Here is a 25,492-nt window from a genome sequence, read left to right on the forward strand (position 1 = left end):
TGCCCTAACGCAGCGACGACTCGCCGATCTTCCTGCCGCCCTGCGGCGGCCAGCACGTTGCTGCCAGCAGCACGGCAACCACGGCGTAGACGGCCTCCGTTACCGCCAGCGGCAGCACGTGCACCTGATAAAGCGCAGCAGGCAGGTCGGCCAGTGCGTGCAGCAGAATTGCCAGCACGACCATCGCAAAACGCCGCTGCCGCACCGCGTACCACACCACCAGCGTCAGGGTGAACTGGATCAGCATTGCCGCGATGCGTTCGACCGCCGCACCCGCAGCCAGCCACGGCGAGAGCTGCATCAGCATCGCGTGTATCGTGCCGATCATGGATTCGGCGCCACTGGCCGCCAAGCGCGTGTCCAGATCGCCCCGTTTGGCGGCGATGCCAAACATCACCGTCTGCGCTTGTGATGCCGTGCCGACCAGCCACGCCTCGATGCCAGCATGCCCGAGCGCGTAGGCAACGGGGGTGGCTGCGCCACCGGGCTTGCGCGTGAGAAAGCGCAGACCCAGCCAGCGGCCGAACTCTTCGAACAGCCCCGCCATCAGCGCCCCATAAATGACGAACAGCGCGGGTGCGCGCAGCCATTGCGCCGTCACCGGATTGAGCTGCAGCAGATAGACATGCAGCAGGCGCTCCAGCACCAGCGCAAATACGACGAATACCGCCGCACCTACGAAGATGTCGCGCCACGCCAGGTCAAAGCGCCGGCGTAGCCAGAGCCACGCGCCAATCGGCACACAGGCGATCAGCACGGCGGCAAAGGCATGGGCGGCAAGGGTGGTAAGTGGAACGGTTGGCATGGCGGATGACGCAGATCAGGTTGCCCGCATGCTACCTGAGGGGCGTGGCCGCCTCGGTGGGCACCGCCGCGCGTCCCTGACGGGGCGATTGTTACAATGTATGCGGGCGGCAGCAGGTGCCGCGCTTCTTGGCAGGGCAGACGGTCGTGAAACGCATGTTTTGGCGGTGGATCTGGGTGTGTGGCGTGGGCATCGGTGCCATCGGCATGGCCGTACCCGCACGGGCGGCGCGCTGGCACGAGTACCTGACGACGACCTCGGTAGCGGCCTCGATCGACCGCAATTCACTGCGCTCGAACCATATCGGCCACAAGACCTTTCTGGCCCGCACCGTGCTCAAGCGGGGTGAGCGCCGTGCTCATGGCACCCGCTATCGGCCAGGTACGGTGATCCTCTCGCGCCAGGAGATCGACTGCCGCCGGCAGCGCATCCGCCTGGTCGACTATGTGGTACGCGACCCTGGTGGCGCCACGCTCGACTCCGATACTGCCGCCGGCGCACACTGGATGCGCATCCGGCCGGGTACGCTGGCAGCGCGTTCGGCCGCCTACGTCTGCGCGCGTCACTAGACCGTTGCGTGCATGCGCCGTCGGCGCACTGGCAACTCGACACCAGCCTGCGGGCATAGCACTATGGTGAGCGCTCCCTATCACTGTTGGCTGGCTACTGTTCCTGTCCAATGAAACTCACCCTGAAGTCGCAGGCGGCCATCATGGCGACCGTCATCAGCGTGACGGCGGTGAGCCTGTTTGGCTGGTCGCAGCGCGAGCCGATCCGCCGCGAGATGATGGCGCAGATCAAGGCGCAGCAAACCACGCTGGTGCGGGAATCCGCCGACGATCTCAAGCAGCGGCTCGATGCTTACCTGGGTGTGCTGGAGCGCACCGCGCAGCAGATGCATACGGTGCGATTCGAGACGCCGGAGCAGCGTACCCATTTCTTCGAGTCCATCCTGCCCACCAGCGGCCTGTTCAACGGCATGTTCCTGGCGTCGGCTGACGGCAAGGTCACGGCAACCTCGCCGTACCGCGAAGGCGTGATCGGCATCGATATCACTGACCGGGACTACTTCAAGCAGGTCATGGTGGTCGACCAGCCGACCATCTCCGAACCGCTGCACAACCGCGTGGGCGGTGAGCCCGTCATCATCCTGGCCGCCCCTGTGCACGACAAGGATGGCCGCCTCATCGGGCTGATCGGCGCAGCGCTGTACCTGCTTCAGCCGAACTTTCTGGGGGACCTGCGCGATATGCGCGTAGGCCGGACAGGCCATGTCTACCTGATCGAGCGCGGGGAGCACCCCGTCTACATCGTGCACCCCGATGCCGACAAGACGCTCGCACCGCTTGATGCCGATCCGGCCATTGCGGCGGCGTTTCGCAGTGATCTGGCCGCGCTGCCAGGGCCCGGCGGCGACGTCGTCACCACGCAAGACATCATCGCCACCGGCTGGACACTGGGTGCCGTGCTGCCTGGTGCCGAGGCCAACCGGCAACTCTTCATCATGCGCCAGCGCTTTCGCTGGTCACTCGTGCTGCTGGCTGCGCTGATTGGTGTATCGGTGTGGGCGGCGATGCTGTGGCTGCTGCGCCCGCTGGGCCGCTTGCATGCCGCCATGACGCAGCTCTCGCGCACCGATTTGCGTGACGCGCAGCCGCTGGCGTTGCCCAGTGCTTCGGCGGAAATCGAAGCGGTTTCCACCGCGTTCCACAAGCTGATGGGCGAGGTGACCCGCCAGCGCGCCGAGCTGGAAGCCGTGAACGATGCATCGCCGATGGGCCTGTTCCGTACCGATGCTGCTGGCCGCACGGTCTACGCCAACGAGGCGTATCGACAACTGCTTGGTGCCACGCATGAAGAGGCGCTGGCCGACGTGTGGCTGGCCCGCCTGCACCCGAACGACCGGGATGCCAGGGAAGCGGGCTGGCGCGATGCCGTCGCGCACGGTACCGGCTACAGCGCCGAGCAGCGCGTGATCGTGCCGAGCATTGGCGAGCGTCTGCTCGTGGTCAATACCGCGCCTGTGCGGGTAGATGGCAAGGTGGTCGGCCACGTCGGCGCAATGGAGGACATCACCGAACGCGCACGCGCCGAGCAGGCCTCGCGCGTGCTGACCAAGATTCTCGATTCCACCACCGACTTCGTCGCGCAGACCGACCTGCTCGGCAATGTCACCTACATCAACCCGGCTGGCCGGCGCTTTGCCGGCATCCCGCTGGAGGCCGACGTGCGTACCCTGACCGTTGGCGATTTCTATCCGCCGGAGACGCTGGATTGGCTGCGTGAAGTGGCCGTACCCGCCGCAGCGCGCGACGGCGTGTGGATTGGCGAGACCACCGTGCGTGGCGTCAACGGTGAGGTTGTGCCGATCAACCACATGATCATCGCGCACCGCAACCCGGGCGGCTGGATGGAACACTTCTCGTCCATCATGCGCGACATCACGCAGGACAGAGCCGCCAAGGAAGAGCTGCAGCGCAGCCGCGAAACACTGCAGACGGTGACGGATGCACTGCCCGCCCTGGTGTCCTTTGTCGACACGAATGAGCGCTTCCGCTTCCTGAATGCCGCCTACGAGAAGGCCTACGGACGGCCTGCCGCCACCATGCTCGGGCAGACCGTGCGCGAGGTGGTGGGCGAGGACGGCTACCGTAGCCTGTGTGACTCCCTGCGGCGCGCGCTGGCCGGCGAGACCGTCGTCTTCGAACGCGAATATCGCGGCCGTGACCTGTACCGCTGTGAAGAGGTCAGCTACCTGCCGCAGTTCGATGCACAGGGGAACGTGGCCGGCGTGCACGCTGTCACGCTCGACATCACCGAGCGCAAAAAGCAAGAGCTACGCTTGCGCGCGCTGACCACCACCGATCACCTGACAGGCCTGCTCAATCGCGCCGGCTTTGATGAGCGCTTGCTCGCCGCGCTGGATCAGGCGCGTGTGGCTGACACCGTGGGTGCGCTGCTGCTGCTGGATCTGGACGGTTTCAAGGCGGTCAACGATACGCACGGCCACTCCGTGGGCGATGCACTGCTGCGCGCCTTCGCGCAGCGCCTGGCGCGCGCCGTGCGGCCGTATGACGGCGTAGCGCGCTTTGGCGGCGATGAGTTTGCTGTGGTGCTGGAGCAGCTCCCGCACCTGGACGATGCCAAGACTGTCGCGCGCAATGTCCTTGCTGCGTGCAACAAGCCGTTTCGCCTGGGCGAGATCACCGTGCAGATTGGCAGCAGCATCGGCCTGGCGGGTTTTGATGGCCGGACGCTGGCGCAGAGCGTGGTCTTCGAGGCCGCCGATGAGGCGTTGTACGAAGCCAAGTCGCGCGGCAAAGGCCTGTTTGTGAGCGCGGACGAGCTTTCGGCGGGCTGATTTCGCGCTGCCGCACAGCACGCAGAAACGGGTACGCTCGATGGCGTTTTGGCGCTGCTGTGCGGTCAATGCTGCATCACAACAACCGCCCCCCAGGCTGGGCGGCGGACAATCCCCTATCGCACGGTCGTGCGCTTTCCGGTAAAGTCCCGCGACTGACTGCGCGTGCCGGCCACCCTGGCGCGCCGCACAAGAGCGCTGTACCCATGGCGCCTTCGCTTCACACTCCGACGCACTCCGATGCGCGCATGCCCGATCCGGCATCGCTCGTCGGGCAGGTCTCTTGCGGTCTCGCCAACACTGTCTTGTGACGCGAAACCCGGGCAGACACGCGGCCGGACGCGATGCAGGGCGCATGCGGGGGAGCGACGGTGTTGGGCCAGCGCATCTTCGAGACGAATCGCATTCACGCAATCGCGACGGACAAACAAGGAGCAGGTTCGCATGCAAAAAATGATCAAACGGCTGCTGTTGACGGCAGTGGCTGCGGGGGCGGCAATCGCAACGGGCGCAGCATCGGCAGCCCAGGACATCAAGATCGGTGTGGCTGAAGCACTGTCGGGCGGCGCAGCCCAGTACGGCGTGGCCATCCGCAACGGCTTCCAGCTGGCGGCTGACGAGATCAACGCCGCCGGTGGTGTCAACGGCAGCAAGATCGCGCTGGTGATCGAAGACGAGCAGGGCAAGAAGGAAGAGGCCATCAACGTCTTCAAGAAGCTGATCTTCCAGGACAAGGTGGCAATGGTGTTTGGCCCCACGCTGTCCAACTCTGCGCAGGCGGCTGACCCGATCGCGCAGGCCGCCAAGACGGTGGCCTTCGGCACTTCCAACACGGCAGACGGCATCACCAGCATTGGCGATTACGTCTTCCGCAACTCCGTGACCGAAGCCGACGTGCTGCCGGCCACCATCCAGACCGTGGTGAAGAAGGCTGGCGTGAAGAAGGTTGCCGTGCTGTACGGCAACGACGACGTCTTCACCAAGAGCGGCTACGACAACTTCAAGAAAGCCCTGGAAGACCTGAAGATTCCGGTCACGACCACCGAGACCTTTGCCAAGGGCGACGTGGACTTCAAGGCCCAGCTCACCAAGATCAAGGCAACCAACCCAGATGCGATCGTGCTGTCAGCACTGATTGCTGAGGGTGGTCCGATCATGGTGCAGGCTCGCCAACTCGGCTTGAACGTGCCGGTCATTGGCGGCAACGGCATGAACTCGGTCAAGGTGTTCGACCTGGCCAAGGACAAGTCCGATGGCCTGTGGGTGGGCAGCCCGTGGTCGATCGAGAACCACACGCCGGAGAACACCAAGTTCATCACCGCTTACACCGCCAAGTACAAGGCTGCGCCGGACCAGTTCGCAGCGCAGGCGTATGACGCGATGTACATCGCGGCTGCAGCGCTGAAGACGGTCAAGTTCAGCGGCAACCTGGAAGCGGATCGCAAGGCCGTTCGCGATGCGCTGCCGGCAGTCAAGCACACGGGTGCGACCGGTGCGTTTGCGTTCCGCCAGGTGACGGCACGCGGCAAGCCGGCCGGTTATGACGCTGTGCAGACCCCGATCGTGAGCGTGACCAAGTCGGGCAAGTACACGATCGAGAAGTAATCTTCGGTTCTCCTGGAGACCGAACAAGCGGGGCGTAGCTAAACCTACGCCCCATCGCTTTTTTGTGGCACGCGGGGCAACCTCGGCCACCCCTTCATCTGACTCATCATGCTGGAACAGCAACTCGTCAATGCGCTGTCGCTCGGTTGCGTGTATGCGTTGTTCGCCCTGGGATTCACGCTGGTTTTCGGCATCCTGGGCGTAATCAACCTGTCGCACGGCGCGGTGTTCATGCTGGGTGCCTATGCGGCGCTGCAGGTTGTGACGCACTTTACATTGCCGCTATGGGCGGCGCTGGCCGTCGGCTTTATCGTGAGCGGCGTGGCCGGGCTCATCATCGATGTGCTGCTGCTGCGCCCGCTGCGCCGCCGCAACGCGCCTCACCTGATCCCGATGATCGCCACCATCGGCGCGGGCATTGCCATCAACAACGCCATGCAAGGCGTGTTTGGCGCGGAGAACATGCGCTTTCCGGCCGGGCTCGTGTCGGATGCCTCGCTGGACCTCGGCGGTATCCACCTCACGCCGCTGGAGCTGGGCATCATCGTGTTGTCGTTTGTGCTGATGGCGGCGCTCATGCTGCTGCTCAAGCGCACGCAATTGGGCCGTGCGCTTCGCGCGATTGCAGAGTCGCCCAAGGCGGCGGCGCTGCTGGGCATTAACGTGGAAGGCCTGTTCCTGCTGACCTCGTTTGCGGCGGCCGCGCTGGGCGGATTGTCGGGTGTGCTGATCGGCCTGTACTCCAACGCGGTGTTCCCACTGATGGGCCAGCCGATGCTGCACAAGGGCATCGCGGTCATCATCCTGGGCGGCTTGGGCGATATTCGCGGCGCGATGCTGGGCGGGCTGTTCCTCGGGTTTGCCGAGGTGCTGTCGGTGGCCTACATCGGCTCGACCATGCGTGATGCGGTGGCGTTCGGTCTGCTGTTCCTGATCCTGCTGGTGCGGCCGCAAGGGCTGTTCGGCAAGGTGCTGGAACGCAAGGCATAAGGAGGCCGACGACATGGAATGGTTCGACAATTTCTGGTCGGTCTACAGCAACCTGGTGCTGACGCTCGGCATCAACGCGCTGCTGGCGCTGTCCATCTATCTCACGCTGTCGTGCGGCTTGCTGGCGATGGCGAATGCGGCCTTCATGGGCATTGGCGCCTATACGGCGGCGCTGCTGACGATGAATGCGGAGATGCCGTTTTCGGTGGCACTGCTGGGCGGTATGGTGGCGCCGGCTGTGGTGGCGATCGTCATCGGTCGGCCGACGCTGCGCCTGTCTGGTGTGTACCTCGCCATGGCGACGCTGGGCTTTGGTGAGGTGGTGCGCGTGCTGATCCTGAACACCGAAGACTGGACCGGCGGCGCGCTGGGCCTGAACGGCATTCCGCAGCTCACGCAGTGGTGGCACGTGGCGCTGGCCGTGTTGCTGACGCTGTTCGTGCTCGCGCGCATGCGCCGCTCGAAGGTGGGCCGCGCGTTCGAGGCCATCAAGGAAGATGAGACCGCCGCCGGCCTGATGGGCATTAACGTGGCAGGCACCAAGCTGCTGGCGTTCACGCTGGGCGCGGCCATCGCCGGGCTGGCGGGCGCGCTCAATGCGCACCTGACGTTCTTCATCGGCCCGAACGAATTCGGCTTCGACCGCGGCGTGGAAATCCTCACGATGACCATCCTGGGCGGCACCAATGGCCTGACTGGTCCAGTCCTCGGCAGCCTGATCCTCTCGCTGCTGCCGGAGTTGCTGCGTGCGTTCAAGGATTTCCGCCTGGTTGTCAACGGCGTGATCCTGATGGTGATCGTGTTGTTCTTGCCGAAGGGCATTTGGGACCCGGCGCGTTTCGCGCGCTGGTTTGGCATTAAGCGCGGTGGCACGATGCCGAGTACCGGTGACACCCGGGCTGCTTCCAACGAATCGCGCTGAGGCCGCCATGCTGAAACTTGCATCGATTTCCAAAAGCTTTGGCGGCTTGTCGGTTCTGCAGGACGTCAATATTGAAGTGCCGCAGGGCAGCATCTTCGGCCTGATCGGCCCGAACGGGGCTGGCAAGACGACAGTGTTCAATTTGATCACCGGCCTGCTTGCACCGACCGGTGGTTCGCTCACCTTCAACGGCGAAAACCTCGTCGGCAAGAAGCCGCACCAGATCACGCAGATGGGCATTGCCCGCACGTTCCAGAACATCCGCATCTTCAAGGAGATGACGCTGCTGGAGAACGTGGTGGTCGGTATGCACCGGCATCTGGATTACGGCGCGCCGGGGCTGCTGCTCTCGCTGCCCAAGTACCGCGCCGCCGAGCGCCGCGCGCGCGACCGTGCGCTGGAGCTGCTCTCGTGGGTCAAGCTCGACCACAAGGCGCACGATATTGCTGACAACCTCTCATACGGCGACCAGCGCAAGCTTGAACTCGCGCGTGCGCTGGCGACCGAGCCCAAGCTGCTGCTGCTCGACGAGCCCGTCGCCGGCATGAACACCGGCGAGAAGGTCGACCTGATGGCCGAGATAGAGAACATCAAGGCGCGCGGCTACACGATCTTCATGATCGAGCACGACATGCGCTTCGTGATGGGCCTGTGTGAACGCATTGCGGTGCTGAACTTCGGCCGCATCATCGCCGAAGGGCCGCCGGAGGCGATTCGCAACAACCCGCAAGTCATCGAGGCCTATCTGGGCCGTGACGATGATGATGCTGAGGAGGCAACGGCATGACCACGCTGCTGGAAGTCAAAGGGCTGGACGTGTCGTACGGGCACATTGCAGCCGTCAAGGGCATCGACTTTGCGCTCAAGACTGGCGAGATCACCTCGCTGGTGGGTGCCAACGGTGCAGGCAAGTCGACCACGCTGCTGGCGCTGTCGGGGCTGATTCCGAGATCGCAGGGCGAGGTGCGCGGCCAGATCCTGTTCGAGGGCGAAGACGTCTCGCAGTGGTCGCCCCACAAGCGCGTGCAGCGCGGCCTCGTGCAGGTGGCCGAGGGCCGCGCCACGCTGACCACCATGACGGTGCGCGAGAACCTGGAGCTGGGCGCGTACACACGAAACGCGCGCAAGGACCGCGCCCAGATTGCCTCCGACCTGGAGCGCGTGTTCCACCTGTTCCCGCGCCTGAAGGAGCGCATCGATGGGCTGGCCGGCAACCTGTCGGGCGGCGAGCAGCAGATGCTCGCCATCGGCCGTGCGTTGATGGCCCGCCCGCGCGTACTGCTGCTCGATGAACCGTCAATGGGCCTGGCGCCGATCATCGTGCAGGAGATCTTCCGCATCCTGCGCACCATCAACGCTGAAGGGCTGACGATCTTCCTGGTGGAGCAGAACGTGCGGCAGGCGCTGAAGATCGCACAGCATGGCTATGTGCTGGAGACCGGCCAGATTGTGCTGGCCGACAGCGGGAAAAACCTGCTGGGCAATCCGCGCGTGCTCGAAGCCTACCTGGGCGGCTGAGCCTGTAAAAGACAACCGGCACCCTCTCTTGGTGCCGGTTTTTTATCCCAAAGCGTACCCGTTTCTGCGTACGCCTCCACTAAAGCGTACCTGTTTCTGCGTACGTTCAATGCCCCGCTAAAACGTGCCGCTGTGCGTCGAATAACGCGATCAGCGCATCGGCCACCGCCCGCACGCGCGGGGAGCGGCGCACATCGGGGTGGATCGCCAACCAGATTTCCCGGTGCAGTGCGGGGTGGTCGACCGGCAATCGGCGCAAAAGCGTACCCGTTTCTGCGGGTGCGCCCAGGAAGTGCGGAAGCGCTGCCACACCCAGTCCGGCGAGTGCTGCCTGGTGGATTGCCGCCAGATCGCTACAACGCAGGACCACGCGGCGTTCGCCTGCGTACTCATCCAGCCAGCGTTGCTGCGGCACGTGGCGCAGGCGCTCGTCATAGCCGATGAACTCCCATTCCGCTTCGGGTTGCGCCAGTACCTCAGGCATTGCATACAGCCCATAGCCGAGATCGCCTAGCGGCCGCGTGGCCAGCGTGGATGCAGTCGGGCGCGACAGCCGGATGGCGAGATCGGCCTCGTGTGCCATCAGGTTGGCGTTGCGCGTCTCGCCCAGCAGGACCAGGCTGATGCCCGGCCACTGGCGGTGCAGCGCGGCCAAGTGCGGTGCAATGAAGTGGCTCGCGATGGTGGGCGGCGCCGAGATGCGCACCGTCCCGCGCAGGCTGCCCGCACCCGCCGCTGCGCGGGCGAAGCCGGCGGCCTCCTGCTCCATGCGCTCGGCGCGCTCGGCCAGCGCACTGCCCTCGGCGGTCAGGCGCCAGCCGCGCGGCAGGCGGTCGAACAACCGCACGCCCAGCGATTGCTCCAGCGCATCGGCACGCCGCGCCACAGTGGTGTGCTCCACCGCCAGCCGCCGCGCTGCGGCCGACAGGCTGCCCTCACGCGCCAGCACAAGGAAGTAGCGCACGTCATCCCACTGCAAGGAGGAAGAAGATTCGGCCACCACCGCACTTGTGAGCATGCGTTTCGGTCGATCCGGGCTTTTTTGCACAGAAGATGCTCAGTTTTTGAGAATTCCCGGGCGATTCTGAACGGAATACGCTTGTTTCACAACATGACGGCAGCAATACCCATCGTCATGAAACTGAAAAGCGTACCCATTTCTGCGAGGACATTTGTCATGCATGCCAAGGTCATTCAACTTCGTGAACCCGCTTCTGCATTGGGTTTGCAGCCCGCCAGCCTGATGCTTTCACCACCTGCACCCAATGCACTGACGGTGCGCCACACCGCCATCGGTGTGAACTTTGTTGACGTATATCACCGTGCCGGGCTGTACCCGGTGCCGGCGTTTCCCGCGGTGTTGGGAGTGGAAGGCGTCGGGGTGGTGGAAGCACTGGGGTCGGACGTGCGCGGCTTTGTGGTCGGCCAGCGTGTGGCCTGGGCCGGGCTGATGGACGGCGCGCCCGGCGGTTATGCAAGCCATCGCAACATTCCTGCGGAGCGCGCGATCGCGCTGCCGGATGCGCTGGACGACGAAACCGTCGCCGCTACGCTACTGCGCGGCATCACCGCGCACATGCTGCTGTCTCGGGTACGCCGGGTACAGGCGGGCGACACGGTACTCGTGCATGCGGCAGCCGGTGGCCTGGGCCTGCTGCTGGTGCAGTGGGCGAAGCGCCTGGGTGCGCGCGTGATCGGTACAGTCGGCAGCGAGGCCAAGGCGGCCACCGCACTCGGCCATGGCGCAGACCACGTCGTGCTGTACCGCCAGCAGGACGTGCGTGAAGCCGTGCTGCAATTGACCGATGGTGAAGGCGTCGACTACGCCATTGACGGTGTAGGCGGGGCGATGTTGCAAACGTCTCTGTCAGTGACGCGGCCATTCGGCATGGTGGCGAGCATCGGCCAGGCGAGCGATGTCGGCAATACGCAAACGCACACTCTTGACCTCTCTGAGTTGGGGCCATCGCGTTCCATTGCGCTGGCGCGGCCGGGCGTGTTCCGCTACATGGCGGATCTCTCGCGCTACCGCGCCGGTGCGCAGGCCGCGTTGCAACGCATGCTCGAAGGTGTGCACGTGCCGGTGGGCGGTACCTATGCGCTTGAAGAGGCGGCCACTGCGCACGCGGCGCTGGAGGCCGGCCAAACCTCTGGAGCATTGCTGCTGCGACCATGACCGTACCCATTTCTGCGGCGTACCCGTTTCTGCGAGGTGCTCGGCAGTGTGGTGCCTCGCGGCGCGTCGTATTACCCCCTTCACGCATCATGCACAAGAGTCCTCCCATGCTGTACCTGATTCTTTTCGCCTATCGCGCACCGTTGTCCGAGATGGACCGCGTGCTGCCCGCCCATCGCCAACACCTGGACACGCACTACGCGAGCGGGCACTTCCTGATGTCCGGACCGCTGGTCCCGCGCGAAGGCGGCGCCATCCTCGCGCGCGCCGCGTCACGCGAGGAGATCGATGCCATCGTGGCGCGCGATCCTTTTGTGCTGGAACACCTGGCCGATGTGCGCGTCATTGCATGGAGCCCGAACCGGCGCGTGGCTGGCTTGCCGCAAGCGTGGTTTGTTGATGGCGCCGTGCATACGCCGGCGTAATCCCTGCGCAACTCGCCCGCTATCATGATGGTCTGCCGTTTACGGGGCCGTCATGACCCACATTCCGGATACACCAACGCCATCGCCCACCCCATCACCGCGCCCAGCGTGGTGGCAGCGCGTGGTCGCGCGGTTGCCGTTCGGCAGCGAACATCTGGTGTTTGTCTACGCTGCCGTGATCGGCTGCGCGGGCGCCTTGTCGACGATTCTGTTTCGCGAGTGCCTGCGCCAGCTGCAGTGGTGGCTCTCCGGCACCGATCAGGGGCTGGTGGCCACGGCCCGCGCACTGCCGTGGTGGGCGCGCCTGCTGGTGCCGGCCATCGGCGGCGTGCTGGCGGGCCTTACGCTGCAGGTCGGGCTGAAGTGGATTCCACGCAAGGGCTCGGAAGACTATATGGAAGCCATCGCTGTGGGCGACGGTGTGTTGAGCGCGCGGCAGAGCTTGGTACGCAGTGCGTCGTCGCTGTGTTCGGTGGCCAGTGGTGCGTCCATCGGGCGGGAAGGGCCGATGGTGCAACTGGCGGCGATGTGCGGTTCGCTGCTGGGGCGCGTGCTGAGGCGCGGGTTTGGGCACATCAGACCGGTCTCAGTCGAGCAACTGCGTCTGCTGGTTGCGTGTGGGGCGGCAGCTGGTATCACCTCCGCCTACAACGCGCCGATCTCAGGCGCCGTGTTCGTGAGCGAGATCGTCTTCGGGGTCATCACCACGGCCACGCTGGGGCCGCTGCTGGTGTCGGCCGTGACCGCCGACATCGTGTTGCGCCAGTTCTTCGGGTACGGCGCGGTCTACGAGATGCCGCATTTCGATTTCGTGTCTGGCTGGGAAGTGCTGACCTATCTGGGGCTCGGCCTGGCGGCAGGCATGGCGGGACCGCTGCTGTTGGGGCTGATTGACCGCGCACGTGATGCCTTTGCCCGTACCAAGTTGCCGCTGACGTTGCGGTTGGCACTGGGTGGGCTGATCGTTGGTGCGCTGTCGACGCAATTGCCTGAGGTCTGGGGCAACGGCTACAGCGTGGTCAACAGCTTCCTGCACCAGCCGTGGCTGTGGCAGACCGTGGCGCTGGTGCTGATCTGCAAGGTCGTGGCGACGGCGGCCAGCGCGGGTTCGGGCGCGGTGGGCGGTGTGTTCACGCCCACGCTGTTCTGTGGTGCGGCGCTGGGCTTGCTGTACGGCACAGGCATGCACGCGCTGCTGCCGGGAGCGGCGCCGGTTCCGATCAGCTATGCGGTGGTCGGTATGGGCGCGTTGCTGGCGGCCACCACGCATGCACCGCTCATGTCGATCCTGATGATCTTTGAGATGACGCTGTCGTACCAAGTGGTGCTGCCGCTCATGCTGGCGTGCATCACCGGCTACGTGACTGCGCATGCGGCGGGTGCGCCGTCGGTGTATGCGCGGGCGCTGGCGCAGAACAAAAAGGAAGCGCACGAGGATGCGGGTGAGGGTGCCCAGCCCTTGCCGTAGTCCCCGGCTTCGAGCGGTACGCAGAAATAGGTACGCTCCGCCGATTTCTGCGTCGCTCGCGAACCCAGACACGCTTTCCACACGGCAACAAGCGTGTTTTCTCAGCAAAACCCAAGCAAAAGCGATCTTTGGATCGCTTTATGGTGTGCGTTTTCAGGAACTTTTCATAGAAAATGTGATAATTGATTGCTGTTGCGAATCATTATCATTTATATTTGCGTCCGCATTTCGTAGTGCGCTCTTGTGCACGGCGGCACGGGCGCAGGAGGGCGTTCCGCAGCGGCTGGCATCCAGAAGGAAGGGCGCCGCCCGGAGAAACCACCCAGATGAACCGCCCCAATCGCCTGAACCCCAGGCCCGTCGCCAGCGCCCTGCTGGCTTTGTTTGCCACGCCTGCCGTCGCACTCGCTCAGCAAGCCGCATCCACTCCTGTCGTTGCCAACAGCGCCGCCACTGCCACGGCTACGCTGCCCGAGGCCGTGGTCAAGGCCACCGCCCCGCGTGATGACTACAACGCCGCCAAAAGTTCGATCTCCAAGCTGCCCGAGAACCTGCGCGACATTCCGCAGTCGGTGACGGTGGTGCCCAAGGCACTGACCGATGCGCAGGGCGCCAGCTCGCTGGCCGATGCGCTGCGCAATGTGCCGGGCATCACCATCGGCGCGGCCGAGGGCGGGCAGATCGGCAACAACATCAACCTGAACGGTTTTTCGGCGCGCACCGACATCTACCTGGATGGCTTTCGCGATCGCGGCCAGTACTACCGTGATCTGTTCGCCCTCGATTCGGTGGAAGTGCTGATGGGCCCGTCGTCGATGCTGTTCGGGCGGGGTTCAACCGGCGGCGTCATCAACCAGGTGACGAAGAAGCCGTCGCTGAAGGCGGCCACGGAAATCACCGGCTCGGTTACCACCAATGGCCTGGTGCGTACCACGGTAGATGTCAACACGCCGACGTCCGATACGTCTGCCTTCCGCGTGGCTGCCATGGCGCAGAACGGCAAGACCAGCACCCGCGACGAGATGACCGCGCAGGACTTCGGCATTGCGCCGTCGTGGCGCTTCGGCATCGGTACGCCCACCGAAGTGACCCTCTCCGCGCTGCTGCAGCACAACCGCGACATGCCTGACTACGGCGTGCCGAACCTCAACGGCCACCCGGTCAACGTTGATCCGAAGACGTACTACGGCTTCACGGACGACCGCACCACGCAGGACGTGGCTGCATTTTCGGCCAATATCGACCACAAGTTCTCGCCCAACCTGCGCTTGCGCAACCAGACGCAGTTCAACTACGTGCAGACCGATGCGCGCGAGACGGCGCCCAATGCGGTTGGCACGGTGAGCCCGACGGGCGTGTTCACGGCGCTGACCAACAGCAATCTGCCGCTGTCTGCGTTGTCGGTACGCCTGCAAAGCCACGACCGTCGCATCCGTGACTACTCGCTGTTCAACCAGACCGAGCTGACGGCCAAGTTCGATACGGGCTCAGTCAAACACACGCTGCTGGTGGGCACCGAGTTCGGCCACGATGGCTACGACAACCAGAACTACTATCGCAACGGCTCGTGCAACGGCACGCCGCTGGTGCAGTCGAGCATGACGAGCGGGTTTGTGTCGTGCGAGCCGCTGGTGAGCCCGAGCTATACGAACTCGCCGTCGAATGCGCCGTCCATGCTGGGCAACGTGCAGGGTGGTTCTGCCAACACGGTGGCGGCGTACTTCAACGATTCGATCGAGTTCACCAAGCAGTGGAAGGCGGTGGCGGGTCTGCGCTATGACCGCTACATCGCCAGCATTTCGAACTCGCTGAACGCGGCCAACACGCCGGCATCGGCCAAGATCACCGCGCTACCGTATGCGCAGCAGACGGTGAACTTCGTCAGCACGCGCCTGGGTGGCATCTGGCAGCCGACGGACTGGCAGTCGTACTACGTGTCGTACGGCACCTCGTTCAACCCGTCATTGGAGCAACTGGTGGGTACGACGGGTCAGCAGAATCTGGACCCGGAGAAGAACAAATCGTATGAAGCCGGCGGCAAATGGGATTTGCTCAATGGCGACTTGTCGGTGTCGTCGGCGGTGTTCCAGATCACCAAGGACAACGCGCGCACGCAAATCGACAGCACGACGTACACCTCTGCCGGCAAGATTCGCGTGCGCGGCGCGCGCCTGGGTGCCACGGGCCACGTGACCGACAAGCTGCAGATCTTCGCGGGCTACACGTACCTGGATGCGGAGATCGTCAACGGTATCGCCGCGGGCACGCAGGGCATGGCGCCGGCCAACACACCCAAGCATGCTGCTACGGTGTGGACGAGCTACACCTTCATGCCGAACTGGGAAGTGGGTGCGGGCGCGTTCTACATGTCGCAGCGCTACGCCAACAACACCGACACCGTGCAGGTGGGCGGCTTCGTGCGCTGGGATGCGATGCTGGCCTACCACCAGCCCAAGTACGACGTGCGCCTGAACGTGTTCAACCTGTTCAACAAGACGTATTACGATGCGCTGATTCCGTCCGATGGCGGTCGCGCCGTGCCGGGTACCGGCCGCGCGGCGATGCTGTCGGTGGTGTATCGCATGTAACGGCTTGGAGGGATGGACCTTCAGGCCCCGTCCCTCACCGCTTGATTGGCGCACGCACCATGCTTGTCTGTATTCCCAACGTCTTCAACGCCGCGCAGGTGGCTGCGCTGCGCGAGCTGCTCGACAACGCGGGCGATGCCTGGGTGGATGGCCGCGTGTCGGCCGGCTATTCAGGGGCGCCGGTCAAGAACAACCAGCAGATTGATGAGCGCACCGAAGTCGCCCTGCAGTGCCAGCAGCTCATTCTGAGCGTGCTGGAGCGGCACCCGCGCTTCATCAGCGCAGCGTTGCCGAACGTGGTGTACCCGCCAATGTTCAACCGCTACGGCGAGGGCATGACCTTCGGCGCGCACGTGGATGGCAGCGTGCGCATCCACCCGCACAACGGTGCCAAGCTGCGCACGGACATCTCGGCCACGCTGTTTCTGTCAGACCCGGCCAGCTACGACGGCGGCGAACTGCAGATCGAAGACACCTACGGCATGCACAGCATCAAGCTCAATGCCGGCGACTTGGTGATCTACCCGGCCACGAGCCTGCATCAGGTCACACCCATCACACGCGGCGTGCGCGTGGCGAGCTTCTTCTGGATCCAAAGCCTGATTCGCGATGACGCGCAGCGCGCCATGCTGTTCGACCTGGACAACGCGATCCAGACGCTTAACCAGACTGACGCGGATGCCACCGCGCGCCGCACGCTGATCGGCGTGTATCACAACCTGATGCGGCAGTGGACTGAGACCTGAGCTGAGGGGCTCGCGTCACATCCTAAGAATGGTGCGGCGCAAAAACGCAAGCGGGCTTAGCGGCCCGAACGGCGATACAGCTCGGCCATCATGCCGCAGCTTTCCACGTGCAGCGCGATGGCGCGCGAGGCTTCACGGCGCAGGATTTGCCAGAAGCGAGCAAGGCGGGACGTGGGGGCGGTGTTGAGTGCGGAGGCTTTCATGGCGATTCCTTTCTGAGCGATAACCTAGGGATTACCCTAATGTTAGTCGCAATATTGCGACGCAGCAAATTCATGGCCGGCGATGTGGCCCGGTCACCACAGCAATGTGATTGAGTCGCCGCTGGCCAAGCCCGGCGCGTCCGCAACCGGGACAGCGCTACACTCGTGCGTCACTCACAGCCATCCTGACCGACCATGTCTGCACTGCGCACGCTGTATCCGCCCATCGAACCGTACGAAACCGGCATGCTCGATGTGGGCGATGGCCACACCATCTACTACGAGCGCGTCGGCACGCCCGGTGCCAAGCCAGCGGTGTTTCTGCACGGCGGGCCGGGCGGCGGCATCTCGGCCGACCACCGCCGCCTGTTTGACCCGGCACGCTATGACGTGATGCTGTTTGACCAGCGCGGCTGCGGGCGCTCGACCCCACATGCGGGGTTGGAGGCCAACACCACCTGGCATCTTGTAGATGACATTGAGCGCCTGCGTGCCATTGCCGGTGCGGAGCGCTGGCTCGTGTTCGGCGGCTCCTGGGGCTCAACGCTGGCGCTGGCCTACGCGCAGAAGCATCCCGAATGTGTGAGCGCGCTGGTGCTGCGCGGTATCTACACCGTTACGCAGGCAGAGCTGCGCTGGTACTACCAGTTCGGCGTGTCGGAGATGTTCCCCGAGAAATGGGTATGCTTTCAGGCGCCCATCCCCGAGGCGGAGCGTGACAACATGATTGCCGCCTACCGCAAGGTGCTTACCGGCGACGACGTCGCCAAGCAGATCGAAGCCGCCCGCGCCTGGAGCGTCTGGGAAGGCGAGACCATCACGCTGCTGCCTGACCCGAGCAACAGCGCCAAGCACGCCGACGACCATTTCGCGCTGGCTTTCGCACGGCTGGAGAACCACTACTTCACCCACCAGTGCTGGCTGGAGGAAGGGCAGTTGCTGCGCGAGGCGCACAAGCTGGCCGGCATTCCAGGTGTGATCGTGCACGGCCGCTACGACATGCCGTGTCCGGTGCGCTACGCGTATGCGCTGCACCAGGCGTGGCCCGACGCGGATTTCCACCTGATCGAAGGCGCGGGTCATGCATGGAGCGAACCCGGCATCCTCGATCAGCTTGTTGCCGCTACCGATCGCTTTGCCGGCAAGTAAGCCATGACCGACTCCGCCGATCTACGCTTCCTGCTGGCCATCCAGGAAAACGGCAGCCTGGTTGCCACGGCGCGGGCGTTGGGCCTGACGCCATCGGCGGTGTCGCAGCGTTTGCAGCAGTTGGAAAAGAAACTGGGCGTGCGGCTTGTTGACCGCACCGCGCGCAGCCTGCGCTTTACGCAAGAGGGTGCACTGCTGTGCGAGCGCGGTGCGGAACTGATCCGGCAGCTCGATGCGTTGTCGGAGGATCTGCAAACGCGCCAGGGTGGCTTGGTGGGGACGCTCAAGGTCAATGCGCCGCTGGGTTTCGGGCGGCGCTATATCGCACCGGTCATCAGCGACTTTCAGCAGGAGCATCCCGACGTCGACATCGAACTGACGCTCTCCGATGCCCCATTGACGGAAGCCGCTGAGCGCTTTGATGTGGTTGTCCATATCGGTGCGCTGCAGGTGTCCAACCTCGTGGGCTATGCGATTGCGCCGAATGCGCGGTTGCTTTGTGCGTCGCCCGCGTTCATCAAGCGCCATGGCTTGCCCGAGACGCCCGACGATCTCGCCGCGCTGCCCTGCATCGTGCTGCGCGAGAACAAGGAAGATATGTCGCTCTGGCATTTCAGCAGGGGCCGGACGAGCCGTAGCGTGCGCGTGCAAGCCAAGCTGATCTGCAATGACGGCGATGTGATCCGCCGCTGGGCCTGCGAGGGGCGTGGCGCGATTTTGCGCTCCGAATGGGATGTAGCGGACGATCTGCGCGCCGGCCGGCTGGTGCGTCTGTTGCCGGGCTGGAAGGCGCCCGACGCCAACGTGATTGCACTCACGCACAATCGCGCGGGGCTGCCGCAGCGCACGCGCCACTTCATGCAGTTCTTGCAAAGCCGCTTCAAACCACAGCCGCCGTGGCGCGCATGATGCAGCAGTGCTGAATCTTTGAATCAAACCAGCTTCACCTAAAGCCCGCCAGCGCTGCCTACAATCGGTCGCACCGATCAACGCCGATTTGCAGGTGCCACGCGTGAACTCCTCCACTTCTTCCCCGGGCTATCCCAAGGCCATCCTGTTCGACCTGCTGACTGCGCTGCTGGATTCGTGGTCATTGTGGGATTGTGCTGCTGGCACGCAGCAGGCTGGCCGTACGTGGCGCGCGGAGTATCTGCGGCTCACATACGGCTGCGGCGTGTACGTCCCCTATGAGGTCATGGTGCGGGAGGCGGCGCAGAACGTCGGTTTGCCGGCCTCGGCCCCCGATGCTCTGGAAGCCGGCTGGTTACAGCTTGAACCCTGGAGCGGCGCTGCCCAAGCGCTGAAGCAACTGCAACCGCACTGCAAGCTGGCCGTCGTGACCAACTGCTCGGAGCGGCTGGGCCGGCTGGCGGCAGCGCGGTTGCCCGTTGCATGGGATGTCGTTGTCACCGCCGAGCAGGCGGGCGTCTACAAGCCCGATCCCAGACCGTATCGCATGGCGCTGGAACAGCTTGGTGTGGAGGCGGCAGATGCCGCGTTTGTGGCCGGTTCCAGCTATGACATGTTCGGCACGGCAGCGATGGGTTTGCGCACCTACTGGCACAACCGCATCGGCCTCTCGCTGGTAGACGACGCGCAGCCGCCGGAAATCGAATCGCCGACACTGGACGGGCTTGTGCCCTGGGCCAGCCGCTTTACCGAATGAGGAGCGCAACCATGACCTCCAGCACGATCACCCTAGATGCACTCGACACGCCCGCTGCAGTCATCGACCTGCCGCGCATGCAGCACAACATTGCGCGCATGCAGCAGCGCATGAACGCGCTGGGCGTGACATTCCGTCCGCACGTAAAGACCACCAAGTGCCTCGACGTGGTGCGCGCGCAGGTGGCGGCCGGCGCGCAGGGCATTACCGTCTCGACATTGAAGGAGGCCGAGGCGTTCTTTGCCGCCGGCATTATCGACATTCTGTATGCCGTGGGCATCGTTGCCGCCAAGTTGCCGCGCGCGATGGCGTTGTATCGACAGGGCTGCCACCTCAAGCTCGTCGTGGACAACGTAGAGGCCGCCCAGGCCGTGGTCGACCACTACCGCACCCATGGCGAGTGCAGCGAGGTGTGGATCGAAGTCGACACCGATGGCCACCGCTCCGGCATTACGCCCGAGCAGGATGCGTTGCTGGAGGTCGGCCGCATCCTGCAGGACGGCGGCATCAAGGTGGGCGGCGTGATGACGCACGCTGGCTCCAGCTACGACTTGCATGACCAGGCCGCGCTTGCTGCGCTGGCCGAGCAGGAGCGCGCCGGTTGCGTGCGCGCCGCGCAGCGCTTGCGCGAGGCGGGTATTCCGTGCACAGCAGTCAGCGTTGGCTCCACACCGACTGCTTTGGCTGCGGAGCATCTGGAAGGCGTGACCGAAGTGCGCGCGGGTGTCTACGTGTTCTTCGATCTGGTCATGCACAACGTGGGCGTGTGCAAGATCGATGAGATTGCCCTGAGCGTACTGACCACCGTGATCGGTCATCAAGCGGACAAGGGTTGGGTGATCGTCGATGCGGGCTGGATGGCCATGAGCCGTGACCGTGGTACGGCCAAGCAGTTGCACGACTTCGGCTACGGTCAACCCTGCGCGCTCGATGGCACGCTGTTCGACGGGCTCACGCTGATCGGCGCGAACCAGGAACACGGCATCCTGGCCGCGAGCGACGGCTCGGTTCGCGATGATCTTGCGACACGCTTTCCCGCCGGGACAAAGCTGCGCATCCTGCCGAACCACGCGTGCGCAACGGGTGCGCAGTTTCCCGAGTATCACGCGGTGTCGTCGCGCGGCGGAGTGGAAGTGTGGGGACGGTTTCACGGCTGGTGAGCACCGCCAGGTCGCCTGCGTTTCAGGACCGCGTTGGACCGCTGAGCGTTTCGCCGACGCATGGACTCCGCCTGTCAGCAGGCGCTCGGCGGCGATGCAAGCACCCGCACCCAGACCGACGCTGCAAAGAGGCAAGGATCAACGGAGTTTCGATCGCCTTGAACCGGGCACGAAATGCTCAACGGACCCGTCTCCATACGCTCGCTCCACTTTCGATATGACGACGTGATATCCGCCATACCACTTCCGAAACTGTCGTTTTGCGTCCAGATGCTTTGGGGCGGTGGCAAATGCCATCAGTGATGCTTTGTTCCGCCAGTGTGCCGGCCGACGAAACATGCGGCAGCGCCATCGATGCATTTAATCCGGAGGTGGTGACGTTGCTGCGCTGAGTCTTGGTGATGTTTGCGAGGAGTTGGCTGGGCGCCAGAAAAGCAAAAACCCGCGAAGCTTGTCGCCACGCGGGTTTTTGTTCGCCCTCGAACCGCTGAGGACTGTGTTTGGTGCCCAGGAGAGGACTCGAACCTCCACGGAGTTACCCGCTAGTACCTGAAACTAGTGCGTCTACCAATTCCGCCACCTGGGCTAGGTGAGCGGCGCATTTTACAGCCCCCCGCGAAATTTGCAAGCCTTTCTTGAACGAAGGGAATTTCGCCCCGCCAGGCGCACGAGCGTTACAGCCGTTACGCGTGTGGCGGTCCATGGAATGGTGGCCCCGCTGCTACGCTGCCGCGCAGTTTTCCGCAGTCCATTCTTTCCCGTTCTCGAGGTTGATCGATGATGAAACTCCGCCACGCCGCGACCGGCGCCCTGCTGGCCGCGCTTGCCACCTTTGCCCATGCCGAGCGCACGATCTGCACGATCGTCGCCGATGCGGCCACCGGCAAGGTCGTTCTGCACGAAGGCCAGTGCACCGAACGTGTCACGCCCGCGTCCACCTTCAAGCTGGCGCTGGCCGTCATGGGCTACGACCACGGCTTCCTGAAAGACGAGCATGCCCCCGTCGAGCACATGAAGGCCGGCGACCCCGATTGGGGTGGCGAGGCCTGGCACCAGCCCATCGACCCTACGCTGTGGCTCAAGTACTCGGTGGTCTGGTATTCGCAGCGCATCACGCATGCAATGGGTGCGCAGACGTTGCAGTCGTACCTGCGCAAGTTCGACTACGGCAACATGGATGCGAGCGGCGACCCGGGGAAGAACAACGGTCTGGATCGCTCGTGGATCACCTCGTCGCTGAAGATCTCGCCGGAGGAGCAGGTGGGCTTCATGCGCAAGATCGTCAATCGCCAGTTGCCGGTGTCTGCGCATACGTACGAGATGGTCGAGCGCGCGGTGCAGACCTGGCCGGTGCCGGGTGGCTGGGCCGTGCAGGGCAAGACCGGCACCGCAGGGCCGGGCCCCGGCAACACGTCCCCCGACGGCACGTGGGACCAGGCGCACGCTTACGGCTGGTTTGTCGGCTGGGCGAAGAAGGGCACGGGTGACGACAGTCGGACCTACGTGTTTGCAAACCTGATTCAGGACAACAAGCTTGAACCGACATCAGGAGGCTTGCGCTCGCGCGATGCGCTACTGGCGCGTCTGCCAGAAGTATTGGCCTTTGCGGACCACTGAACCGCAGGGTCACGTATGACGGTGCTTTGCCTCGCTGCGCACCGTCGCTTCATCCACGCCCAGGCGCTGATGCAGTTCCTGCCAGCCCTTGGGCGTCACCAACACCGCGCGTGAGTTGCGCGAGCGCAGCATCCAGCCTGCGTCACACAGCCGATGCAGGAACTGCACGCCCAGCGGCCCCGCCAGGTGATGCGTGCGTTCGGTCCAATCCAGGCATTGCCGTGCCAGCCCACGCCGGGTTGGGCGGATGCCGCGCACGTCGAGCCCGATGTTGCCAAACCAGATGACGCCCGCCGCGCTGATCTCGTACTGCTTGTCGGGCATCGGCAGCAGATAGCCGTGCGATTGCAGCGCCTGCGTGACGGCCACGCCAACCTGCCCGGCAAGATGGTCGTAGCAGCAGCGGCAGAAGCCCAGTTCGCGCGCCTTGGGGCCCGGTGCCGTGCGCCGCACGGCTGCCGCTGGTGTGATGGCGGCAAGGTGTTCCAGCGCTTGCGCCACGTGCCCACCGGCCAGCCGGAAATACCGGTGCCGTCCTTCCGTCTCCACTGCCAGCAGGCCGCCGTCGAGCAGCTTGGCCAGGTGCGTGCTTGCCGTCTGCGCAGTGACGCCGGCGGCATGTGCCAGCTCGCCCGCAGGTAGCGCGCGCCCGTCGAGCAGTGCTGTGAGCATGGCGGCACGTGCCGGGTCGGCGATCAGGAAGGCCGTGCCGGAAAAGCTGTTCAGATGGGACATGTCGGACTCCTCGAGTTGTGTCCATTCTAGGGACGCCCGTGCCGCGATGCTTCGACACGCGTCGAAACGTCATCCGGGGTGCCGGCACTACGCTCGGGTCATTGTTCCCTTGGGTGGAGTCCGAAGATGGATGGCATGACGTTGCAACAGGCGCACACCGGCCCTGTGCCACACAAACGGCTGGTGCTGTGCGTGTTGTCGATGGCCGTGCTGGTCGCGCAGATCGACACCGCCGTGGTCAACCTGGCCGTGCGCCCGATCGGCCAGGTCTTTCATGCGGGCGTCGGTCCGCTGCAGTGGGTAATCGACGCCTACAACCTGGCCTACGCCACGCTGCTGCTCACCGGCGGCCTGCTGGCGGACCTATATGGGCGGCGGCGCGCGTTCGTATCAGGGGCGGTGGTGTTTTCGGTGGCTTCCGTGCTGTGTGCGCTGGCGCCGTCCATCAACTGGTTGATTGGTGCGAGGGCGCTGGCGGGGTTAGGGGCGTCGCTGATGCTGCCGGCGTCATTGGCGATCCTGCGGGTGGTGTGGAGGGACCCGGTCGAACGCGGGCACGCATTGGGCGTCTGGGCGGCATGCAACGGCTTGGCCATGACGATCGGCCCGACGGTAGGCGGTTTGCTCGTTACGCACTTCGGCTGGAGTGCGGTGTTCTGGGTGGTGGTGCCGGTGAGCATGGTTGCCATGGTGCTGGCCGTACGTGTGGTGCCGGAATCGTCGGATGCCACGCACCGCCGGTTCGATGCGTTGGCGCAGGTGCTGGGTGCCATCACGCTGGGTGGCTTGGCCTTTGCCGCCATTGAGGCGCATCAGGACTGGCGCTTGGCTATCTGCGTGCTGGCGGCGGCCCTTGGCGCGCTTGTGTGGTTCATCTATGTGGAAGCGCGTCATGGCAGTGCGGCGCTGGTGCCGCTGGATCTCTTCCGCGTCCGTGACTTCCGGGGTGCCGTTGTCGCGACGGCAGGCATGACCTTTGGCATGTACGGCGCGCTCTTCCTGCTGCCGCTCATGTGGCAAAGCACCGGGCGCTTCAGCGTGACCGGTGCAGGCATCGCACTGATGCCGATGGCGGTGGTGTTCATGGTGGTGTCGCCCACCTCGGGCGTGGTGGTACGTCGCTTTGGTGCGCGGCTGGCGATGGCCGGTGGCGTGGGCATCATCGCGCTGGGGTTGCTGACGCTGGGTGGGTTTGCCGGTGATGTGTCCATCGTGCCAACAGCGATTGGGCTGGCGCTGACCGGGCTCGGCATGGGCTTTGCCACCGGGCCGTTGATGAACACTGCCGTGGGTGCGGTGGGGCCCGAACGTTCGGGCACGGCCTCCGCGCTGGTCAACGTGGCGCGCATGAGCGGTGCGACGCTGGGCGTGGCGATCCTGGGCGCGGTGTACGCCGTGTATGGCGGAGGCGCGCAGGGCCTGCGCATGGCGATGCTGAGCGGGGGCATGGTGCAGCTTGTGTGCGCCGCCGTGGCCTGGCTGCACGGTGCCGCGCGCCGCTGAGCATTGCGCTGGCGCATACACGCTTTGCAGCGTCGCGCATTCTCGCGGTGCGGGCGCGGCTCTACAGTCAAGCGGACATCCACACGCTGGAGCCGCCCGTGCCATTGCAACTCACCCTCGTCAGCCATCCGCTGTGCCCATACGTGCAGCGCGCCGCCATCGTCCTGCACGAGAAAGGCGTGCCGTTCACGCGCCGCGACATTGACCTCGCTGACAAGCCCGACTGGTTTCTGCGTATCTCGCCGCTGGGCAAGACGCCCGTGCTATTGGCGGGCGATACGCCCATCTTCGAATCCGCCGTCATCTGCGAATACCTGGATGAAGCCCAGATACAGCGCGAAGCACCACGCCTGCACCCCGAGGCGCCGCTGGCCCGCGCGCAGCATCGAGCATGGATGGAGTTCGGTTCCGCTGTGCTGAACGGCATTGCTGCGTTCTATACCGCGCCGGATGATGCAGCGCTTGCTGCGCGTGCCCAAGACCTGCGCCGGCGCTTTACGCAACTGGAGGCCGAGTTGGGCGACGGCCCTTATTTTGATGGCGCACGCTTTTGCATGGTCGATGCCGTGTTCGGACCCGTGTTCCGCTACTTCGACGTGTTCGACACGATCGATGCGTTCGGCGTGTTGGATGAACTGCCGAAAGTCGGTGCATGGCGCAGCGCACTGGCGGCTCGACCTTCTGTGCGCGATGCCGTAGATGTGGACTACGCAGCGCGTCTGCGGACATTCCTACTGACGCGAGGCTCAGCATTGTCGCGACGGACGGTCGCAGGTACGGTCAATTGAAGCCCACCAAAAAAAATACCCGGCGAGGGGAGTGCCGGGCTAAGTGGGATGAGAAAGCTGGTTGATG

23 protein-coding genes, 1 tRNA gene and 1 pseudogene are annotated in these 25,492 nt (G+C 64.6%); 19 read left to right on the forward strand and 6 right to left on the reverse strand.

Going from position 1 to position 25,492, the window contains the following annotated elements:
* Window positions 1–4: 4 nt before the first annotated feature.
* Window positions 5–805: a YhfC family intramembrane metalloprotease gene (locus R2N11_RS04340; protein ID WP_316680271.1), complete on the reverse strand. Its 801-nt coding sequence runs from the start codon at window positions 803–805 to the stop codon at window positions 5–7.
* Window positions 806–933: 128 nt separating this feature from the next.
* On the opposite strand from R2N11_RS04340, the gene R2N11_RS04345 reads away from it, so the two are divergent.
* The 7 genes from R2N11_RS04345 to R2N11_RS04375 all read left to right on the forward strand — a co-directional run bounded on the left by R2N11_RS04345 (window position 934) and on the right by R2N11_RS04375 (window position 9,201).
* Window positions 934–1,374 carry a surface-adhesin E family protein gene (locus R2N11_RS04345; RefSeq protein ID WP_199028122.1) on the forward strand — a complete coding sequence of 147 codons (441 nt, stop codon included), beginning with the start codon at window positions 934–936 and terminating at the stop codon, window positions 1,372–1,374.
* Between the two features lie 110 nt (window positions 1,375–1,484).
* Window positions 1,485–4,166, forward strand: coding sequence for a sensor domain-containing diguanylate cyclase (locus R2N11_RS04350; protein WP_199028049.1), 2,682 nt, complete (start codon window positions 1,485–1,487; stop codon window positions 4,164–4,166).
* Window positions 4,167–4,610: 444 nt separating this feature from the next.
* Window positions 4,611–5,771 carry an ABC transporter substrate-binding protein gene (locus R2N11_RS04355; RefSeq protein ID WP_199028047.1) on the forward strand — a complete coding sequence of 387 codons (1,161 nt, stop codon included), beginning with the start codon at window positions 4,611–4,613 and terminating at the stop codon, window positions 5,769–5,771.
* Window positions 5,772–5,879: 108 nt separating this feature from the next.
* Window positions 5,880–6,761: a branched-chain amino acid ABC transporter permease gene (locus R2N11_RS04360; protein WP_199028045.1), complete on the forward strand. Its 882-nt coding sequence runs from the start codon at window positions 5,880–5,882 to the stop codon at window positions 6,759–6,761.
* A gap of 13 nt (window positions 6,762–6,774) precedes the next feature.
* Window positions 6,775–7,683 (forward strand): branched-chain amino acid ABC transporter permease, encoded by a 909-nt coding sequence (locus tag R2N11_RS04365; protein ID WP_199028043.1) that lies wholly within the window; start codon window positions 6,775–6,777, stop codon window positions 7,681–7,683.
* 7 nt (window positions 7,684–7,690) lie between these two features.
* Complete coding sequence (locus tag R2N11_RS04370) at window positions 7,691–8,470, forward strand: ABC transporter ATP-binding protein (RefSeq protein WP_199028041.1); 780 nt, start codon at window positions 7,691–7,693, stop codon at window positions 8,468–8,470.
* Window positions 8,467–9,201: an ABC transporter ATP-binding protein gene (locus R2N11_RS04375; protein WP_199028039.1), complete on the forward strand. Its 735-nt coding sequence runs from the start codon at window positions 8,467–8,469 to the stop codon at window positions 9,199–9,201. Before R2N11_RS04370 ends, R2N11_RS04375 begins: the two co-directional genes overlap by 4 nt.
* Before the next feature lie 106 nt (window positions 9,202–9,307).
* On the opposite strand, the gene R2N11_RS04380 is transcribed toward R2N11_RS04375, so the two are convergent.
* Window positions 9,308–10,180, reverse strand: coding sequence for a LysR family transcriptional regulator (locus tag R2N11_RS04380; RefSeq protein WP_199028120.1), 873 nt, complete (start codon window positions 10,178–10,180; stop codon window positions 9,308–9,310).
* A gap of 198 nt (window positions 10,181–10,378) precedes the next feature.
* On the opposite strand from R2N11_RS04380, the gene R2N11_RS04385 reads away from it, so the two are divergent.
* From R2N11_RS04385 to R2N11_RS04405, 5 genes are all read left to right on the forward strand, one after another.
* Complete coding sequence (locus R2N11_RS04385; RefSeq protein WP_316680272.1) at window positions 10,379–11,377, forward strand: quinone oxidoreductase family protein; 999 nt, start codon at window positions 10,379–10,381, stop codon at window positions 11,375–11,377.
* 107 nt (window positions 11,378–11,484) lie between these two features.
* On the forward strand, window positions 11,485–11,802 hold the full coding sequence (locus R2N11_RS04390) for a YciI family protein (protein ID WP_316680273.1): 318 nt from the start codon (window positions 11,485–11,487) through the stop codon (window positions 11,800–11,802).
* A 61-nt stretch (window positions 11,803–11,863) separates the two neighbouring features.
* A complete protein-coding gene (locus R2N11_RS04395; protein ID WP_199028118.1) occupies window positions 11,864–13,270 on the forward strand; it encodes a ClcB-like voltage-gated chloride channel protein in 1,407 nt (468 codons plus the stop codon).
* A 326-nt stretch (window positions 13,271–13,596) separates the two neighbouring features.
* Window positions 13,597–15,858: a TonB-dependent receptor gene (locus tag R2N11_RS04400; protein WP_316680274.1), complete on the forward strand. Its 2,262-nt coding sequence runs from the start codon at window positions 13,597–13,599 to the stop codon at window positions 15,856–15,858.
* Between the two features lie 59 nt (window positions 15,859–15,917).
* The gene (locus tag R2N11_RS04405) at window positions 15,918–16,604 is read left to right on the forward strand and encodes a Fe2+-dependent dioxygenase (protein ID WP_316680276.1); all 687 of its coding nucleotides are present in this window, start codon (window positions 15,918–15,920) and stop codon (window positions 16,602–16,604) included.
* A gap of 56 nt (window positions 16,605–16,660) precedes the next feature.
* Here the strand turns inward: R2N11_RS04405 and R2N11_RS04410 are convergent, their stop codons facing one another.
* A complete protein-coding gene (locus tag R2N11_RS04410) occupies window positions 16,661–16,807 on the reverse strand; it encodes a hypothetical protein (protein ID WP_316680277.1) in 147 nt (48 codons plus the stop codon).
* Window positions 16,808–17,002: 195 nt separating this feature from the next.
* Between R2N11_RS04410 and pip the strand changes: the two genes are divergently transcribed.
* The 4 genes from pip (at window position 17,003) to R2N11_RS04430 (ending at window position 20,782) form a co-directional block, all read left to right on the forward strand.
* A complete protein-coding gene (pip, locus tag R2N11_RS04415) occupies window positions 17,003–17,956 on the forward strand; it encodes a prolyl aminopeptidase (RefSeq protein WP_316680278.1) in 954 nt (317 codons plus the stop codon).
* 3 nt (window positions 17,957–17,959) lie between these two features.
* Entirely contained in the window at window positions 17,960–18,865 is a 906-nt protein-coding gene (locus R2N11_RS04420) for a LysR family transcriptional regulator (RefSeq protein WP_316680279.1), read from the forward strand.
* A gap of 103 nt (window positions 18,866–18,968) precedes the next feature.
* Window positions 18,969–19,622 carry an HAD family hydrolase gene (locus R2N11_RS04425; protein WP_316680280.1) on the forward strand — a complete coding sequence of 218 codons (654 nt, stop codon included), beginning with the start codon at window positions 18,969–18,971 and terminating at the stop codon, window positions 19,620–19,622.
* Window positions 19,623–19,633: 11 nt separating this feature from the next.
* Window positions 19,634–20,782, forward strand: coding sequence for a DSD1 family PLP-dependent enzyme (locus tag R2N11_RS04430; protein ID WP_316680282.1), 1,149 nt, complete (start codon window positions 19,634–19,636; stop codon window positions 20,780–20,782).
* A 138-nt stretch (window positions 20,783–20,920) separates the two neighbouring features.
* Here the strand turns inward: R2N11_RS04430 and R2N11_RS04435 are convergent.
* Both R2N11_RS04435 and R2N11_RS04440 read right to left on the reverse strand, forming a co-directional pair.
* Window positions 20,921–21,100: pseudogene (locus R2N11_RS04435) on the reverse strand (antibiotic biosynthesis monooxygenase); the annotation flags it as partial.
* A 183-nt stretch (window positions 21,101–21,283) separates the two neighbouring features.
* Window positions 21,284–21,368, reverse strand: a tRNA-Leu gene (locus R2N11_RS04440).
* A 191-nt stretch (window positions 21,369–21,559) separates the two neighbouring features.
* Between R2N11_RS04440 and blaOXA the strand changes: the two genes are divergently transcribed.
* Complete coding sequence (gene blaOXA / locus R2N11_RS04445) at window positions 21,560–22,399, forward strand: OXA-22 family class D beta-lactamase (protein WP_316680284.1); 840 nt, start codon at window positions 21,560–21,562, stop codon at window positions 22,397–22,399.
* A 9-nt stretch (window positions 22,400–22,408) separates the two neighbouring features.
* On the opposite strand, the gene R2N11_RS04450 is transcribed toward blaOXA, so the two are convergent.
* Complete coding sequence (locus R2N11_RS04450) at window positions 22,409–23,134, reverse strand: ArsR/SmtB family transcription factor (RefSeq protein WP_199030811.1); 726 nt, start codon at window positions 23,132–23,134, stop codon at window positions 22,409–22,411.
* A gap of 126 nt (window positions 23,135–23,260) precedes the next feature.
* Here R2N11_RS04450 and R2N11_RS04455 point away from each other — a divergent pair, with 126 nt between their 5' ends.
* Window positions 23,261–24,637: an MFS transporter gene (locus tag R2N11_RS04455; RefSeq protein ID WP_430715411.1), complete on the forward strand. Its 1,377-nt coding sequence runs from the start codon at window positions 23,261–23,263 to the stop codon at window positions 24,635–24,637.
* Window positions 24,638–24,735: 98 nt separating this feature from the next.
* Window positions 24,736–25,425, forward strand: a complete 690-nt coding sequence (locus R2N11_RS04460) for a glutathione S-transferase family protein (protein WP_316680342.1) — start codon at window positions 24,736–24,738, stop codon at window positions 25,423–25,425.
* Window positions 25,426–25,492: the final 67 nt, after the last annotated feature.

It is taken from the genome of Ralstonia flaminis (genome assembly GCF_958415495.1).
GTDB lineage: Bacteria > Pseudomonadota > Gammaproteobacteria > Burkholderiales > Burkholderiaceae > Ralstonia > Ralstonia flaminis.

What these genes read in the sequence shown, in the direction of transcription:
- pip (WP_316680278.1), top strand. Translation starts at nt 17,003, where the DNA reads ATGTCTGCACTGCGCACGCTGTATCCGCCCATCGAACCGTACGAAACC.
- R2N11_RS04340 (WP_316680271.1), bottom strand. Translation starts at nt 805, where the DNA reads ATGCCAACCGTTCCACTTACCACCCTTGCCGCCCATGCCTTTGCCGCC.
- R2N11_RS04410 (WP_316680277.1), bottom strand. Translation starts at nt 16,807, where the DNA reads ATGAAAGCCTCCGCACTCAACACCGCCCCCACGTCCCGCCTTGCTCGC.
- R2N11_RS04390 (WP_316680273.1), top strand. Translation starts at nt 11,485, where the DNA reads ATGCTGTACCTGATTCTTTTCGCCTATCGCGCACCGTTGTCCGAGATG.
- R2N11_RS04360 (WP_199028045.1), top strand. Translation starts at nt 5,880, where the DNA reads ATGCTGGAACAGCAACTCGTCAATGCGCTGTCGCTCGGTTGCGTGTAT.
- R2N11_RS04365 (WP_199028043.1), top strand. Translation starts at nt 6,775, where the DNA reads ATGGAATGGTTCGACAATTTCTGGTCGGTCTACAGCAACCTGGTGCTG.
- R2N11_RS04385 (WP_316680272.1), top strand. Translation starts at nt 10,379, where the DNA reads ATGCATGCCAAGGTCATTCAACTTCGTGAACCCGCTTCTGCATTGGGT.
- R2N11_RS04430 (WP_316680282.1), top strand. Translation starts at nt 19,634, where the DNA reads ATGACCTCCAGCACGATCACCCTAGATGCACTCGACACGCCCGCTGCA.
- R2N11_RS04405 (WP_316680276.1), top strand. Translation starts at nt 15,918, where the DNA reads ATGCTTGTCTGTATTCCCAACGTCTTCAACGCCGCGCAGGTGGCTGCG.
- R2N11_RS04370 (WP_199028041.1), top strand. Translation starts at nt 7,691, where the DNA reads ATGCTGAAACTTGCATCGATTTCCAAAAGCTTTGGCGGCTTGTCGGTT.
- R2N11_RS04350 (WP_199028049.1), top strand. Translation starts at nt 1,485, where the DNA reads ATGAAACTCACCCTGAAGTCGCAGGCGGCCATCATGGCGACCGTCATC.
- R2N11_RS04400 (WP_316680274.1), top strand. Translation starts at nt 13,597, where the DNA reads ATGAACCGCCCCAATCGCCTGAACCCCAGGCCCGTCGCCAGCGCCCTG.
- R2N11_RS04420 (WP_316680279.1), top strand. Translation starts at nt 17,960, where the DNA reads ATGACCGACTCCGCCGATCTACGCTTCCTGCTGGCCATCCAGGAAAAC.
- blaOXA (WP_316680284.1), top strand. Translation starts at nt 21,560, where the DNA reads ATGATGAAACTCCGCCACGCCGCGACCGGCGCCCTGCTGGCCGCGCTT.
- R2N11_RS04455 (WP_430715411.1), top strand. Translation starts at nt 23,261, where the DNA reads ATGGATGGCATGACGTTGCAACAGGCGCACACCGGCCCTGTGCCACAC.
- R2N11_RS04375 (WP_199028039.1), top strand. Translation starts at nt 8,467, where the DNA reads ATGACCACGCTGCTGGAAGTCAAAGGGCTGGACGTGTCGTACGGGCAC.
- R2N11_RS04355 (WP_199028047.1), top strand. Translation starts at nt 4,611, where the DNA reads ATGCAAAAAATGATCAAACGGCTGCTGTTGACGGCAGTGGCTGCGGGG.
- R2N11_RS04450 (WP_199030811.1), bottom strand. Translation starts at nt 23,134, where the DNA reads ATGTCCCATCTGAACAGCTTTTCCGGCACGGCCTTCCTGATCGCCGAC.